17 protein-coding genes are annotated in these 15,533 nt (G+C 64.7%); 8 read left to right on the forward strand and 9 right to left on the reverse strand.

Features of this window, described 5'->3' with window-relative positions; genetic code table 11:
- The first annotated feature begins 34 nt into the window (after window positions 1-34).
- From PZ895_RS02125 to PZ895_RS02160, 8 genes are all read left to right on the forward strand, one after another.
- A complete protein-coding gene (locus PZ895_RS02125) occupies window positions 35-1,237 on the forward strand; it encodes an MFS transporter (RefSeq protein ID WP_275837373.1) in 1,203 nt (400 codons plus the stop codon).
- Between the two features lie 10 nt (window positions 1,238-1,247).
- Window positions 1,248-2,471: a hypothetical protein gene (locus PZ895_RS02130; protein ID WP_275837374.1), complete on the forward strand. Its 1,224-nt coding sequence runs from the start codon at window positions 1,248-1,250 to the stop codon at window positions 2,469-2,471.
- Between the two features lie 121 nt (window positions 2,472-2,592).
- The gene (locus PZ895_RS02135; protein WP_275837375.1) at window positions 2,593-3,285 is read left to right on the forward strand and encodes a 50S ribosomal protein L25/general stress protein Ctc; all 693 of its coding nucleotides are present in this window, start codon (window positions 2,593-2,595) and stop codon (window positions 3,283-3,285) included.
- Window positions 3,286-3,315: 30 nt separating this feature from the next.
- On the forward strand, window positions 3,316-4,014 hold the full coding sequence (pth, locus tag PZ895_RS02140; RefSeq protein ID WP_275837376.1) for an aminoacyl-tRNA hydrolase: 699 nt from the start codon (window positions 3,316-3,318) through the stop codon (window positions 4,012-4,014).
- 97 nt (window positions 4,015-4,111) lie between these two features.
- The gene (locus tag PZ895_RS02145) at window positions 4,112-4,699 is read left to right on the forward strand and encodes an exopolysaccharide biosynthesis protein (protein ID WP_275837377.1); all 588 of its coding nucleotides are present in this window, start codon (window positions 4,112-4,114) and stop codon (window positions 4,697-4,699) included.
- A gap of 71 nt (window positions 4,700-4,770) precedes the next feature.
- Window positions 4,771-5,874, forward strand: a complete 1,104-nt coding sequence (gene ychF, locus PZ895_RS02150; protein WP_275837378.1) for a redox-regulated ATPase YchF — start codon at window positions 4,771-4,773, stop codon at window positions 5,872-5,874.
- 73 nt (window positions 5,875-5,947) lie between these two features.
- On the forward strand, window positions 5,948-6,415 hold the full coding sequence (locus tag PZ895_RS02155) for a MaoC family dehydratase (protein ID WP_275837379.1): 468 nt from the start codon (window positions 5,948-5,950) through the stop codon (window positions 6,413-6,415).
- Window positions 6,412-6,882 carry a MaoC family dehydratase gene (locus PZ895_RS02160; RefSeq protein WP_275837380.1) on the forward strand — a complete coding sequence of 157 codons (471 nt, stop codon included), beginning with the start codon at window positions 6,412-6,414 and terminating at the stop codon, window positions 6,880-6,882. Before PZ895_RS02155 ends, PZ895_RS02160 begins: the two co-directional genes overlap by 4 nt.
- Here PZ895_RS02160 and PZ895_RS02165 read toward each other — a convergent pair.
- From PZ895_RS02165 to PZ895_RS02205, 9 genes are all read right to left on the reverse strand, one after another.
- Window positions 6,879-7,508 (reverse strand): FMN-binding negative transcriptional regulator, encoded by a 630-nt coding sequence (locus PZ895_RS02165; protein ID WP_275837381.1) that lies wholly within the window; start codon window positions 7,506-7,508, stop codon window positions 6,879-6,881. The genes PZ895_RS02160 and PZ895_RS02165 overlap by 4 nt on opposite strands.
- Window positions 7,509-7,573: 65 nt before the next feature.
- Complete coding sequence (locus tag PZ895_RS02170; RefSeq protein WP_275837382.1) at window positions 7,574-8,119, reverse strand: adenine phosphoribosyltransferase; 546 nt, start codon at window positions 8,117-8,119, stop codon at window positions 7,574-7,576.
- A gap of 115 nt (window positions 8,120-8,234) precedes the next feature.
- A complete protein-coding gene (locus tag PZ895_RS02175; protein ID WP_275837383.1) occupies window positions 8,235-9,065 on the reverse strand; it encodes a cytochrome c1 in 831 nt (276 codons plus the stop codon).
- A gap of 33 nt (window positions 9,066-9,098) precedes the next feature.
- A complete protein-coding gene (locus PZ895_RS02180; RefSeq protein WP_275837384.1) occupies window positions 9,099-10,403 on the reverse strand; it encodes a cytochrome b N-terminal domain-containing protein in 1,305 nt (434 codons plus the stop codon).
- A 21-nt stretch (window positions 10,404-10,424) separates the two neighbouring features.
- Window positions 10,425-10,988, reverse strand: coding sequence for a ubiquinol-cytochrome c reductase iron-sulfur subunit (petA, locus tag PZ895_RS02185; protein ID WP_275837385.1), 564 nt, complete (start codon window positions 10,986-10,988; stop codon window positions 10,425-10,427).
- A gap of 216 nt (window positions 10,989-11,204) precedes the next feature.
- Complete coding sequence (locus tag PZ895_RS02190) at window positions 11,205-11,513, reverse strand: DUF6665 family protein (protein WP_275837386.1); 309 nt, start codon at window positions 11,511-11,513, stop codon at window positions 11,205-11,207.
- Window positions 11,514-11,517: 4 nt separating this feature from the next.
- Complete coding sequence (locus tag PZ895_RS02195) at window positions 11,518-13,413, reverse strand: ABC transporter ATP-binding protein (protein ID WP_275837387.1); 1,896 nt, start codon at window positions 13,411-13,413, stop codon at window positions 11,518-11,520.
- A complete protein-coding gene (locus tag PZ895_RS02200) occupies window positions 13,410-15,272 on the reverse strand; it encodes an ABC transporter ATP-binding protein (RefSeq protein WP_275837388.1) in 1,863 nt (620 codons plus the stop codon). Before PZ895_RS02200 ends, PZ895_RS02195 begins: the two co-directional genes overlap by 4 nt.
- A complete protein-coding gene (locus PZ895_RS02205; protein WP_275837389.1) occupies window positions 15,256-15,510 on the reverse strand; it encodes a hypothetical protein in 255 nt (84 codons plus the stop codon). Before PZ895_RS02205 ends, PZ895_RS02200 begins: the two co-directional genes overlap by 17 nt.
- Between the last annotated feature and the right edge of the window lie 23 nt (window positions 15,511-15,533).

A 15,533-nucleotide genomic window follows, 5' to 3' on the forward strand; every position in this document is an offset into this window, starting at 1 on the left:
TGCGCTATAGGCAGCCAGGACCGGAGCCTGCCCCTTGACCGATACGACCGCCCAGCCTGCCAGACTTCCCGCCGAGACGACGGCCTTTGCCGTCATCTTCGCGATTTCCTTCTGCCACATGCTCAACGACGTGATGCAGTCTTTGCTGGCTGCGCTCTATCCGATGCTGAAGGAGGATTACGGCCTCGCCTTCTGGCAGATCGGTCTTCTGACGATGGCGTTCCAGGTCACGGCCTCGCTGTTGCAGCCGGTCGTCGGGCTTTATACCGACCGCAAGCCGAAGCCCTATTCGCTCGCCTTCGGCATGGCGTCGACCCTGTGCGGACTGCTGCTGCTCGCTTTTGCGCATTCCTACGGGTTCCTGCTTCTCGGCGCGTCGCTGATCGGCATCGGCTCGGCGATCTTCCATCCCGAAGCCTCGCGCGTGGCGCGCATGGCGTCGGGCGGGCGCTACGGGCTGGCGCAGTCGCTGTTCCAGGTCGGCGGCAATTTCGGCACGGCCATCGGCCCGCTTCTGGCCGCCTTCATCGTGGTGCCGCGCGGTCAGGAAAGCGTCGCCTGGTTCTGCGCCGCCGCGCTCGCCGGCATGATCATCCTCTACCAGATCGGCAACTGGTATCAGCGCTACACCGCCGCGCGGAAGGCGAAGCCCGCCGCTAACGCGGTGTCGCTGCCGCGCAACAAGGTGGTGGTCGCGCTCGTCGTGCTGGCGCTTCTGGTCTTCACCAAGAACATCTACATGGCGTCCTTCACCAGCTACTACACCTTCTACGCCATCGAGCGTTTCGGCGTGACGGTGCCGCAATCGCAGATCATGCTGTTCCTGTTCCTCGGTGCGGTCGCGCTGGGCACGGTGCTCGGCGGCCCGTTCGGCGACCGCTACGGCTCCAAGACGGTCATCTGGCTGTCGATCCTCGGCATCCTTCCCTTCACCATGGCGCTGCCTTACGTGGGCTTCGAGGCGACTTTGGTGCTGACCTTCATCATCGGCGTGATGATCGCCTCGGCCTTTCCGGCCATCGTCGTCTTCGCGCAGGAACTGGTGCCCGGGCGCGTCGGCATGATCGCCGGCATCTTCTTCGGCTTCGCCTTCGGCATGGGCGGCATCGCGGCTGCCGTGCTCGGCGTGGTGGCCGACGCGCGCGGCATCGAATTCGTCTACGCGATCTGCGCCTTCCTTCCATTTCTGGGGCTATTGACTATCTTCCTGCCGAACATGCGCGAGGCGGCAGCGTAAGCGGGAGACCGTGGAAGGCGGCGCCTTTTTTCAAGGCAAGGAGCCAGGTCCGATCTCCGATCCCGTCAGCCACTACGCCCCCAAGCTCAACCTGCTCGAGCGCCGCGCCCGCGATTTCCTTCAGGCGCGTGACCATGGCGGGCCCAGGACGCCCCTGACGCAAGCCGATCTCGCCGCCCTTCGCGCGATCCGCAATCGCGCCGTCATGCTGGCCGCGCTGTCGGGTACGATTTCGGGCATATTGATCGGCGGAACGGAAGTCTATCTGCGGCTGGTGGTGCTGAACGGCGACGAGTCCCGCTCCCTCATCGACGATCCGTGGCTGTGGGCGGCATTTTATGCCGGTGTCGGCGTCCTGACCGTGATCGAGATCGCCTTTCTCTACTGGAATGCGCTGCGGGCGATCACGCGCATCGGCGGGGTCGTCGGCGTGTCGATGAAATCGGGCAGCGGCAGCAATCTACTGGCGACCGGTCTTGCCCGCAGCGCGCTCGAAATGCCCAATCCGCAGACCGAGATATACGGCATCGATCCATATGCGCTGATGCCACGCTGGCGCCTCCTGATCCAGAACCTGCTCTACAAGGCGAAGGTCGGCGCGACAAGCTTCGTCCTGCGCATCCTCTTGCGCCGCATCTTCGCCCGGGCGGTTCTGCGCGGCTATATCCCGCTTCTGGCCATACCGCTCTACGCGATCTGGAATGCCGTCATCACCTGGCGCGTCATGCGCGAGGCGCGGCTGCGCGCGCTTGCCCCCTTCGCGGTCGACCAGATTGTCCGCCGCATCGAAACGGCACTCCCCGATCCTTCGCAGAATGTGCGCTGCACATTGCTTCATGGCGCAGGCGAGATCGTGCGTCGCGGCAGCGATGCGCATCCAAGCTATGTTCTCCTCCTGTCGCATCTGCTGGACGTCCTGGGCTTTAAGGAAGAGGAGATCGACGTCGACTGGGAGCGCACGAGAAGGGAATTCCAGGCATTGCCGCAGGATGCGCGCCGCCAGATCGCAAGGATACTGGCCATGTGCGCGCTCGTTGCCGGCCGCCCACGCTCGGCACAGCGCGAGCTCGTCGCGGAACTCCATGAGATGGCAAATCTGGAACTGCCCGCAAAGGCTCTGGCGCAGATGCACGGCCGGATGATCGACGGCCAGCCCTTCGCGCCCGGCGATGACGACGACCCCGCGCGGTTGCACGGTTCGGGAACTTCCGTTATAGACCCGCCACCCGCGTAGACACCCTTGGAGGCAACGCGGGCGATCGCCGTTGGGATTTCCGGTTCCGGCGGCTTTCGACGTTTGCGGCACCAAGGCTTCGAGCCGTCGCAGGCGCTCCAGAAACCTGAAAGGAACTGCCATGAGCCACGAGAGCTACACGCTCGAGGCCGAAGCGCGCGAAACGGTCGGTAAGGGGTCCGCCCGTGCATTGCGCCGCGAAGGTCGCGTCCCCGCCGTCATCTACGGCGACAAGAAGGAACCCGTTTCGATTTCGCTCCCCTACAAGGAGCTGTTCATGAAGATCCACGGCGGTGGCTTCATGACGACGATCGCCACCATCAAGGTGGGCGGCAAGTCGTATCAGGTCCTGCCGAAGGATTACCAGCTCGACCCGGTCAAGGATTTCCCGATGCATGTGGATTTCCTGCGCGTGTCTAAGAAGACCGTCGTCACGGTCGAAATTCCGGTTCACTTCCTCAACGAGGAAAAGTCGCCCGGCATCAAGCGCGGCGGCGTGCTCAACATCGTCCGCCACGCGGTCGAGGTTCACTGCCCGGCCGACTCGATCCCCGATGCGCTGGAATTCGACCTGACCGGTCTCGACATCGGCGATTCGATCCACATCTCGGCGATCGAACTGCCGAAGGGCGTCGAGCCGACCATCACCGACCGCGACTTCACCGTCGCCACCATCGCCGCCCCGGCCGTCCTGACGGCTGAGGAAGAGGCCGGCACGACCGAGGAAGCCGATGCCGAGGCCGTCGAGGTCGAAGGCGAGGAAGAAGCGGCCGAAGGCGAAGAGGCCGAAGCCAAGGAAGAAAAGGGCGAGTAATCGTCCGGAACGGTCCGGGAGCGTTTGGACATGCGCATCATTGCAGGTCTCGGCAATCCCGGATCGAAATACGAGAACAACCGGCACAATGTCGGCTTCATGGCGGCGGACGCGATTGCCCGCCGCCATTCCTTTTCGCCCTGGTCGAAGAAGTTCCAGGCGCTGATCGCATCGGGCACGATCGGCACCGAAAAGGTGCTCCTCATCAAGCCGCAGACCTTCATGAACCTTTCGGGCCAGGCGGTCGGGGAAGCCATGCGCTTCCACAAGGCCGACATCTCAGACCTGATCGTGCTCTATGACGAACTCGACCTCGATCCGGGCAAGGTGCGCATCAAGACCGGCGGCGGCCATGGCGGCCATAACGGCATCAAGTCGATCGACGCCCATTGCGGCAAGGATTACCGCCGCGTGCGCATCGGCATCGGCCATCCGGGTATCAAGGAAATGGTGACCCACCATGTCCTCGGCGACTTCGCCAAGTCCGACAATGACTGGCTCGACCCGCTGCTGGACGCCTTCGCCGACCATGCCGAATTGCTGGCCAAAGGCGACGATGCCGGCTTCATGAACAAGACCGCGCTGGCCGTGCAGGGCACGAAGGCGACGCCCAAGCCTGCCCCTAAGGCGCAAAGCCACATTCGCCAGGCCCGCCCGGCGCCACAGGTCAAGCTGCCGGAGACGGGGCCGATGGCTGCCATGCTGAAGAAGCTGTTGGGCCGGGAATAGGACATTCCCCTTCAAAATTCGTATCCCTTCGCGCCCCTTCCCTTTTCCCCGCATCGATCCGATATGTGGCGGCAACGCACCGCTCCTGGAACCGACCATGCCGGAAAACAACGATCTCGATACGATGGAAGGCGTCCTCGACACCATCGCGGACGCTGGCGACGGCGCGCGCGTTTCGGTCGGGAACATCGTCAACGAGATCGGCGACGACGCATTCGGACCGCTGATGCTGATCCCGGCCCTCGTCGCCGTGACGCCGGCAAGCGGCATTCCCGGCTTGACGGCGACGGCCGGGCTGATCATCGCGCTCGTCGCGTTCCAGATGGTCATCGGCCGCAAGGCGCTCTGGCTGCCCGGCTTCATCCTGCGCCGCACCATTTCCCGCTCGAAGCTCGACACCGCCCGCGACTGGCTGGCGAAGCCCGCCCGCATCATCGACCGGCTGACCGGCAAGCGCCTGTCCTTCCTCGTCAAGCCGCCCTTCTCGCTCGTCCCGGCCCTGATCTGCCTTTGCGCCGGGCTCATCATGCCATTTCTCGAATTCGTGCCCTTTTCAGGCTCGATCATGGCGGGCGCCGTGGCGCTCTTCGCGCTCTCCTTCGTCACCGAGGACGGCATCCTGTCGGTTCTCGCCACGTTGCTCGTCGCGGGCGTCGGCTATCTGGCCTGGACGGCGATGGTCTGACACTTGACCTTCGCGCCCCCATTCCCCATAGCCCCCTCAACGAAAATTTCTGCCACAGGACGGGCATTTCCATGGGTTTCAAATGCGGCATCGTCGGGCTTCCCAATGTGGGCAAGTCGACGCTCTTCAACGCACTGACCAAGACGGCCGCCGCGCAGGCCGCCAACTATCCCTTCTGCACCATCGAGCCGAATACCGGCGAGGTTGCGGTTCCCGATCCGCGCCTGAAGGCGATTGCCGGCATTGCGAAGTCGAAGGAGATCATCCCGACCCGCATCTCCTTCGTCGACATCGCCGGGCTGGTGCGCGGCGCCTCGAAGGGCGAAGGGCTGGGCAACCAGTTCCTCGCCAACATCCGCGAGGTCGACGCCATCGTCCACGTCCTGCGCTGCTTCGAGGATGACGACATCACCCATGTCGAGGGCAAGATCGACCCGGTCGCCGATGCCGAGACGGTCGAGACCGAACTGATGCTCTCCGACCTCGAAAGCCTCGAACGTCGTGCGCTCCAGTTCCGCAAGCGCGCCGCCTCGAAGGACAAGGAGGCCCTGACCGTGCTGCCGATGATGGAAGAGGCGCTGAAGCTTCTCCAGGACGGCAAGCCGGTGCGCATGTTGCTGAAGGGCATCGCCGCCGAGGATCTGCGCATCCTCGAGGGGCTCAACCTGCTGACCTCCAAGCCCGTCCTCTATGTCTGCAACGTCGCCGAGGCCGACGCTGCCAAGGGCAACGAACACACCGCCGCCGTCGAGAAGATGGCCGCAGCACAGGGCGCGAGCGCCGTCACCATCTCCGCCGCCATCGAGGCCGAGGTGGCGCAGCTTTCCGACGAGGAAGCCGCCGAGTTCCTGGGCGATCTCGGCCTCGATGAGCCGGGCCTGGATAGGCTCATCCGCGCCGGCTACGAACTTCTCGACCTGATCACCTATTTCACCGCAGGTCCGAAGGAAACCCGCGCCTGGACCGTCGGCAAGGGCTCGAAGGCCCCGCAGGCGGCCGGCGTGATCCACACCGATTTCGAGCGCGGCTTCATCCGCGCCCAGACCATCGCCTATGACGACTACGTGTCGCTCGGCGGCGAGACGGCGGCCAAGGATGCCGGCAAGGCGCGCGACGAAGGCAAGGAATATGTCGTGCAGGACGGCGACGTGCTGCTCTTCAAGTTCAACACCTGAGGTCGGCTGGGCCATTGCGCCCGGCGCTGCGGCAGGCCACACTATCGTTCAAGATTGAACAGGATTGCGAGCCATGACCGAAAAGCGCTGGGCGTTCGAGGACTTCACCGTCGGGCGCACGATCGTCCTGCCCGAAAAGCATGTCACGGCCGAAGAGATCATCGACTTCGCCTCGCAGTTCGACGCCCAGCCCATGCATCTGGACGAAGCGGCCGGCAAGGCGTCGATCCTCGGCGGCCTCGCCGCATCGGGCTGGCACACCTGCGCGATGTTCATGCGCATGATGTGCGACGCCTTCCTGAACGATTCGACCTCGCAAGGGGCGCCCGGCGTCGACTATGTGCGCTGGAAGAAGCCGGTGATCGCCGGCGACACGCTGACGGGCAGATCGACGATCACCGCCGCACGCGTATCGGCCAAGCGGCCGGGGCTGGGCTTCGTCACCGTCGAGCACCGGCTTTTCAACCAGAAGGGCGAGACGGTGCTCGAACTGGCCAATACCGGCATGTTCCTGCTGCGCGAACCGGGAGCGGCCGCATGACGCTCGACGAATATCTCCTGATCGGCAAAAAAGTCGAACTCGGCAGCCACACCTTCACGGCGGACGAGATCAAAGAATTCGCGGCGAAATACGACCCGCAGCCCTTTCACATGGACGACGAGGCAGCACGGCAGTCCGTCTTCGGTCGTCTATGCGCGTCGGGCTGGCACACCTGCGCGATGTGGATGCGCTACAACCTTCAAAAGCGGCAGGACATGGAAGGCGCCGGCTGGGGCGGCGAGGGCGAAAAGCCCGTCTTCGGCCCCTCGCCCGGCTTCACCAATCTGAAATGGCTCAAGCCCGTCTATGTCGGCGAAACGATCACCTTCACCCGCACCGCCAAGGCACATCGGGCGGTGGCTTCCCGCCCCGGCTGGCGCGTGATGACGCTGGTTTGCGAGGCATTCGATCAGAGCGGCGACAAGGTGCTGGAGTTTGAAAGCGCGGTGCTGTTGCAGGCGGATTAGGTTCCAGGCAGCACCATCGCCGCAGCCAGCCGATCCACCTCACGCTCACTCGCTCCAAGCCCGGCCGCCACGCCAAACCGATCCGCTTCCGGCCTGTTCTGGCTCATCTTGCGCTTGCCGAAAAGGCGGGTGATGGGCAGGCGCAGGCCGACGATGCCGCGCAGTTGCGCGTCGATGAAACGGTCCGGCGCATCCGAGACGGCCCAGGGCTCGGCGCGCCCGGCCTCGTGGCGAAGGGTCAGCCGCGTGACGATTTCGCGCAGCCGCTCTGCATCATCGAAGAACTCGACCGGGCCATGCGCGTGGACGGCGACGTAGTTCCAGGTCGGCACGACCTTGCCGTGCTCTCGCTTGGAGGCATACCAGGACGGCGTGACGTAGGCGTCCGGGCCGGAAAAGATCGCCAGCGCCTCGCCGGTCGGCGCAAGCTGCCACTGGTTGTTGGCCCTGGCGACGTGGCCGTAAAGCGTGCCGAACTCGCCTTCGCTCGCCTCAAAAATCAGCGGCAGCGGCGTGGCGATCAGCCCCTCTTCGGTCGATGTGACGAGTGTCGACAGCCCCGCTGCGCGCATGATGGCGGCGAGCGCGGCGGGGTCGTCCTCACGGAAGGCGGGCGGCGTGTACATGGCTCGATCCTACTATCGACGCTGCGTCGGAAAAGAGGCGAGACCGCCGAGCGATTGGACCAGCCTCAGTGTCCCTCGAACGCCACCAGCGTCCGCACCGGCACGCCGAGCGCTTCGAGCTTCGCCCGGCCGCCCAGTTCCGGCAGGTCGATGACGAAGCAGGCGGCGACGATCTCGGCGCCCATCTGGCGCAGCAGCTTCGCCGCGCCCTCGGCCGTCCCGCCAGTCGCGATCAGGTCGTCGACGAGGATGACCTTCTCGCCCGGCGCGACGGCGTCCTTGTGCATCTCCATTTCGTCGAGCCCGTATTCGAGGCTGTAGGCAACGCGCACGGTCTCGTGCGGCAGCTTGCCTTTCTTGCGGATCGGGATGAAGCCGGCCGACATCTGGTGCGCGATCGCGCCGCCGAGGATGAAGCCGCGCGCCTCGATGCCGGCGATCTTGTCGATCTTGGCGCCGGCATAGGGATGGACCAGTTCGTCGATGGCACGGCGGAACGCGCGCGCATTGCCGAGCAGCGTGGTGATGTCGCGGAACATGATGCCCGGCTTCGGGTAGTCGGGAATGTTGCGGATCGCCGAGACGAGCGTGTCGTGAAGGGTCGTGTGCATGGCTGCCCCGCGATGGATGTGCGCTATTGGTAGAAGAAGGCGGCGGCGAAAGGAAGCCGCGCGCGGCCACGAAAAAAGGGCGCCCGCAGGCGCCCCTTGAAAACCATCGCGAACGTCAGTGCGCGACGTTCGACCAGATCTTGCGCTTGGTCAGATACACCAGCACCGCAAAGCCGATCAGGAACAGCATGACCACGAAGCCCATGCGCTTGCGATCCTCCATATGCGGCTCTGCGGCCCACATCAGGAACGCGGTCACGTCATGGGCATATTGCTCGACGGTCTCGGGCGTCCCGTCGTCGTAGCTGATCAGGCCCTCCTGAAGCGGGGGCGCCATCGACAGCGACGTTCCGGCGATGAAATGCGGGTTGTAATAGGTGCCGGGCTGCTGCTCGTAGCCCTCCGGCGCCTCTTCATACCCGACCAGGAGGTTGTAGATATAGTCCGGGCCGCTCTCGGCATATTGGGTGAAGATGTCGAAGACGAAGAGCGGAAAGCCCCGCTCCACCGCGCGCGCCTTGGCGATCAGCGACAGGTCCGGCGGCGCCGCGCCGTTGTTCGAGGCCGCGGCCGCTTCCGCATTGGGAAACGGGCTCGGGAAATAATCGGACGGGATCGCGGTCCGCATGAACATGTCGCCATTGGCGTCCGGTCCGTCCTCGATCTCGTACTCGCCGGCGAGCGCGCGAACCTGCGCCTCCGAATAGCCGAGGTCTTCGAGCGTGCGGAACGCGACGCGCTCCATTCCGTGGCAGGCCGCGCAGCCTTCGCGATAGACCTTGAGGCCGCGCTGCAACTCGCCCCGGTCATAGGTGCCGAACGGGCCTGCGAAGCTCCAGTTCTGTTCGACCGGCTTGATCAGCGGATATTCCGCCGCGCCTGCCGCCGCCGTCGCACCGACGACGATACCGAGCGCGGCAACAATCCCCTTGAGAACAGTCTTCATGTCTTGTCAGTCCTTTCGAGCCGGCGCGCCGGTTCAGCCTTTGGTTTCCGGCGACGCATTGGCGCCGGCGGGCTGGACGGATGCCGCCCCCCTGTTCTTGGCAAGCACCGCTTCGGTGATCGAGTTCGGCAGGCGCTTCGGCGTCTCGATCAGCCCGAGAAGCGGCATGAGGATCAGGAAGAAGCCGAAATAATAGAGCGTGGCGATCTGCGACATGATCACATAGGCGCCTTCCGCCGGCTTGGCGCCGAGCCAGCCGAGGAAAATCGAGTTCGCCACGAACAGCCAGAAGAACAGCTTGTACCAGGGGCGGTAGACGGCCGAGCGGACCTTGGACGTGTCGAGCCAGGGCACGAAGAACAGCACCGCGATGGCGCCGAACATGGCGAGCACGCCGCCCAGCTTGGAGTCGATCGGGCCGATGTTGAAAGTGATGGCGCGCAGGATCGCGTAGAAGGGCAGGAAGTACCATTCCGGCACGATATGCGACGGCGTCTTCAGCGAATCCGCCATGATGTAGTTGTCCGCATGTCCCAGATAGTTCGGGATGTAGAAGACGAAATAGGCGAACATGATGAAGAACAGCACCATGCCGAACGCGTCCTTGACGGTGGCATAGGGCGTGAAGGGCAGCGTGTCGGTCTTCTGCTTGACCTCGATGCCGGTCGGGTTTGTCTGTCCCGTCACATGCAGCGCCCAGACGTGGAGGACAACGACGCCGGCGATCATGAAAGGCAGGAGATAATGCAGCGAGTAGAAGCGGTTCAGCGTCGGATTGTCGACCGCGAAGCCGCCGAGAAGGAGCTGCTGGACCCACTCGCCGACGAGCGGAATGGCGGTGAAGAAGCCGGTGATGACCGTCGCGCCCCAGAAGGACATCTGGCCCCAGGGCAGCACGTAGCCCATGAACGCCGTCGCCATCATGAGCAGATAGATGATCACGCCGAGAATCCACAAGAGCTCGCGCGGCGCCTTGTAGGAGCCGTAATAGAGCCCGCGCGCGATGTGCAGATAGACGGCGACGAAGAACATCGACGCACCATTGGCGTGGATGTAGCGCATCAGCCAGCCCGAATTGACGTCGCGCATGATCTTTTCGACCGAATCGAACGCCATGTCGACATGCGCCGAATAGTGCATGGCCAGCACGACGCCGGTCACGATCTGCACGACCAGCATGATCGAGAGAATGCCGCCGAACGTGTAGGCGTAGTTCAGATTGCGCGGAACGGGATAGGAAACGAACGAGTCGTGCACCAGCCGCGGCAGCGGCAGGCGTGAATCGAACCAGCGTCCCATGCCGCTCGTCGGCGTGTAGGTAGAGTGTCCACCGCTCATTATTGTAAGCTCTCTCTTGACTTAGCCGATTCTGATGACCGTCTCGGAAATGAATTCGAACACCGGCACGGGCAGGTTCGTCGGCGCCGGGCCGGTACGGATGCGGCCGGCGGTGTCGTAATGCGAACCATGGCAGGGGCAGAACCAGCCGCCGAAATCGCCGGCCTGGCCGAGCGGCACGCAGCCCAGATGCGTGCAGGAGCCGATCATGACGATCCAGTTCTCCATGCCCTCGCCGGCCGAGCGCGCGAGATCAGTCGCCGGCTCCGCGTCGCCCAGATTGTCGTTGCGGGCGACCGGGTCCTTGAGATCGGAAAGCTCGACGGCACGCGCGTCGGCGATTTCCTGCTCGGTGCGGTTGCGGATGAAGACCGGCTTTCCGCGCCACTTCGCGGTCACGGACATGCCCGGCTCGATCGCCGACACGTCGACATCGACGGTCGCGAGCGCCAGCGTCGACGCATCCGGGCGCATCTGGTCGATGAACGGCCAGACCGCGCCACCGACGGCGACCACGCCGGCCATGCCGGTGGCGATGTAGAGAAAGTCGCGGCGGGTCGGCTCGGTCGTATCGTTCACGCTCACGGGACTATGATCCTTATTGCCTCACTTCGACCGCAGGAAGCCGTGATGCTCACCCGTCCCGGACATGCTGCGCAACGGCAAGCGATGCCGGGGGCGTCCCCCAGTCATTTGGCGAAGGTTTCTATGCCCGCCTTGGCCTCTTGTCCAGACGTTACAAGGGCGTGAGGGCAGTTTGTCGCGGGGGTTGTTGATAGTCGAAAGAGCGCTTTTGCAAGATCAACTCGCACCCAGTCGCGCCAGCACCTCGGGCGGAATGCCGTAGTCGCGGATCGCGTCGTGGTGGCGGCGAAGGCCGATAAGTTCGCGCTGGATGAAATAGGCATGGACCGCATCCGCCGCCGCCTTGACGAGAAGCCTGCGGTTCTCGTCGCGCGTCTGATGGGCGTTGAGCGCCGCCATTGCCCTGGCGACCCGGTCCCCCGCCCGCCCCAGCGAGGACGCCATCTCGCCGGCGAGTTCGTAGTCGAGCGTGTCGAGCCCGGTCTGGATGCGCGCGCCGCCTTGTCCGGGAAGCCGAAGCGCCATCGCCCTACTCCGCCGCGAGACTCTGCGCGAGGAAGCCGCCGGACTGGCGCTTCCAGAGCTGCGCGTAGAGGCCGTCGCGTGCGATCAGCGCGTCATGCGTGCCCTCCTCCACGATCCGGCCCTCGTCGATGACGATCAGCCGGTCGAGCGCGGCGATGGTGGAGAGCCGGTGCGCGACGGCAATCACGGTCTTGCCCTCCATCAGCCGGTAGAGATTGTCCTGGATCGCCGCCTCGACCTCCGAATCGAGCGCCGAGGTCGCCTCGTCGAGCAGCAGGATGGGCGCATCCTTCAGCATCATCCGCGCGATCGCGATGCGCTGGCGCTGGCCCCCGGAAAGCTTGACGCCGCGCTCGCCGACATGCGCGTCGTAGCCGGCGCGGCCCTTGGGGTCCGAAACGCCGGCGATGAAGTCGTGCGCCGCCGCCCCGCGCGCCGCCTCGATCACCTCCGCCTCGCTCGCATCGGGGCGGGCATAGGCGATGTTGTCGTGGATCGAGCGGTGCATCAGCATCGGGTCCTGCGCGACCACGCCGAACTGCGCGCGCAGCGAGGCTTGCGTCAGGGAGCGGATGTCGCGCCCGTCGATCAGGATGCGCCCTTCCTCCACGTCGAAAAGGCGCAGGATCAGATTGACGATCGTCGTCTTGCCCGCGCCCGAGGGACCGACCAGCGCGACCTTCTCGCCCGCCCGGATGTGGAGGTTGAGATCGTCGATGATCCCGCCATCCTTGCCGTAGTGGAAGGAGACGTTCTCGAAGCGGATGTCGCCCCTCGCGCGCGGCGCGACGATCGCGTCGGGCGCGTCCGTGAGCGTCGGATCGACCGATATCGTGCCGGTCGCGTCCTGCACGGTCGCGTAGTTGCGGATGAGGCCGTTGATGTTGAACATCATGTAGCCGGACATCTGGTTGAGCCGGTAGGCGAGCCCCATGGCCGCCGCGATGGCGCCCGTCGTCGCAGTTCCCGCCATCCAGCTTTGCAGGGCGACGAGGAAGATCGCCGCCATCATGAAGCCGTTGATGATGGCGACGGCGGCGCGCACGCGGGTGATCGACCGCGTCAGCCTCTTCACCGCCATCAGATAGTTGTGCATCCCCTCGCGCACGAAGGAATGTTCGCGCCCGCCTGAATCGAACAGCTTGACGGCGAGGATGTTGGTGAAGGCGTCGACGAGACGTCCGTTGACGACCGAGCGTTCGTCCGCCGTGCGCCGGCCCGCCGCGCGCAGCGGCGGCAGGAGCTTCCAGCCGGCAATTGCGTAGACCGCGATCCACGCGGCGAGTATCGCCAGCATCCACGGATCGACCGAGAACATGATCGTCGCGGCGAGCACGAGAAAGGTGACGAAGCCCCAGACGGTCTGTAGCGAGGAGATGATGAAATCGCCCGTCGCCTCCGACCCTTGCGTGATCTTGGTGGCGATGCGGCCGGCGAAATCGTTCTGGAAGAAGGTGTAAGGCTGCTCGATCACACGCCGGAACGCCTGCCAGCGCACACGCTGGTAAAAGTTCGGTGCGATGGTCTGTTCCTCCACCACCGTCTGGAAGATCATCGCGACGGCGCGGACCAGGAGGACAAGCAGGAGATAGGCCAGGATCGCCCAGCCATAATCGGCCAGAAGCGCCGTCGGCGTCGTCGTTTCCAGAATGTCGATGATTCTGCCGAGCGCCCAGTAGAGCCCCGCATCCACCGCCCCCGTCAGCCCGCCGGCAATCAGCAGCAACACGAATGACCCCGGCGCCTGCCGTGCGAAGAAGGCAATGAAGCCGAACGCCGTCTTCGGCAGCACGGCCCGATCCGTATCGGCGAACGGATCGATGACGTTCTCCACGCTCCGCCACGCCCGTTCGGACAGGCGTGACCTGGCATCGTCCGTCTTCACCGGCGCTTCGCTCATTCGGCTGCGATATCCTTTTCGTTTTCCGCCTCGTCGGGCAGAAGGAATCCGCCCGACTGCCGGTTCCACAGATGGGCGTAAAGGCCGCCGCTTGCGATCAATTCATCGTGCGTGCCGTCCTCCACGACATGGCCCTTGTCCATCACGACCAGCCGGTCCATCGCCGCGATGGTGGAGAGGCGGTGTGCGATGGCGATCACCGTCTTGCCTTCCATCAGGCGGTAGAGGTTCTCCTGGATCGCCGCCTCCACTTCCGAATCGAGCGCCGAGGTCGCCTCGTCGAGGATCAGGATCGGCGCGTCCTTGAGCATGACGCGGGCGATCGCGATGCGCTGGCGCTGGCCGCCGGAAAGCTTGACCCCGCGCTCGCCGACATGGGCGTCGAAACCCTTGCGGCCTTCGGGGTCGGAGAGCCCGGCGATGAAATCCAGCGCCTCGGCCCGCCGCGCCGCCTCCATCATCATCTCCTCGGTCGCGTCGGGGCGGCCGTAGAGGATGTTGTCGCGCACGGAGCGATGGAGCAGCGACGTATCCTGCGTCACGACGCCGATATGCGCGCGCAGGCTCTCCTGGGTGACGTCGGCGATGTTCTGCCCGTCGATCATCAGGCGCCCGCCCTCGATGTCGTAGAAGCGCAGCAAGAGGTTGACGAGCGTCGACTTGCCCGCGCCAGAGCGTCCGACCACGCCGACCTTCTCGCCCGGCCGGATGGTCAGGTCGAGCTTTTCGAGAACACCCTTCTGCTTGCCGTAGTGGAAGCGCACGTCGTCGAACACGATCTCGCCGCGCGGCACCACCAACGCCACGGCGTCGGGCTTGTCGTCGACGATCCGCGGCAGCGAGATCGAGGCGATGCCGTCCTGCACGGTGCCGACATTCTCGAACAGCGCCGACAGTTCCCACATGATCCATTGCGACATGCCCCACAGCCGCAGGACGAGGCCGAGCGCGACCGCGATCGCGCCGACCGTCACAGCGTCGAGCTGCCACAGCCAGATGCCGAGCGCGGCGACGAAGAACAGGCAGAGCGAATTGAGCACGTAGAGCAGGCCGTAGAGCCCGGTCACCAGCCGCATCTGGCGGTAGACCGTATCGAGGAACGAACGCATACCGTCGCGCGCGAAGGACGCCTCGCGCTGCGCGTGGCTGAAGAGCTTGACGGTCTGGATGTTGGTGTAGCTGTCGACGACGCGCCCCGTCATCACCGAACGCGCATCGGCCTGCTCTTCGGCAACGCGGCCGAGCCGCGGCACGAAATGGACCATCAGACAGACATAGGCGATGATCCAGCCGGCAAGCGGCAGGGCCAGCCGCCAGTCGGCCGAGGCGACGATGAACAACATGCCGAGGAAATAGACGACGACGTAGTTCAGCACGTCGAACGTCTTGATCACCGTCTCGCGCACGGCGAGCGCCGTCTGCATCAGCTTGGTGGCGATGCGGCCGGCGAACTCGTCCTGGTAGAAGGTCATCGACTGCTTGAGCAGATAGCGATGGACCTGCCAGCGGATGCGCATCGGATAATTGCCGAACAGCGTCTGCTGCTGGAGCAGCGAATGCATCAGCACCATGCCGGGCAGGCCGACGAGGACCAGCAGCGCCATGCCGGCAAGCTGCCAGCCATTGTCGGCAAGGAACGTCTCGCGGTCCTGCGCCGTCAGCCAGTCGACGATGTTGCCGAGGAAGGAGAACATCCAGACCTCGGTGATCGCGATCGCAGCGATCAGGATCGCCGCCGGGATCAGATAGGGCCAGGCATCCTTCGTATAGTGCAGGCAGAAGGCGAACAGCGTCTTCGGCGGCTCGACCGGCTCTTCGGCCGGAAAGGGATCGAGGCGGGATTCAAACCAGCGGAACATGGTGGAAACTTTCGGTCGTGTGGTGATCGAGAACGGCAGCGCCGGCCAGGGCGCCATGTTCCGCGACCCTCATGTAGGGCGTTGATGTCGAGCTTCCCACGCCGGCGCGCGCCGCTCCTGCCATGACGATGGCAGGAAGCGCCAGAAGCGCCGCGATCGCCGAAGCGGTCAGGCCGCAGGCAAGGTTTCGGTCATCGGGAGCGCGCCGCACGGAGCGCAAATCAGGCTGGGGAAACATCGTCGAAATCTCGTGGGTCCGGT

Origin of the sequence: Mesorhizobium sp. YIM 152430, from assembly GCF_029210365.1 — a bacterium.
GTDB lineage: Bacteria > Pseudomonadota > Alphaproteobacteria > Rhizobiales > Rhizobiaceae > Aliihoeflea.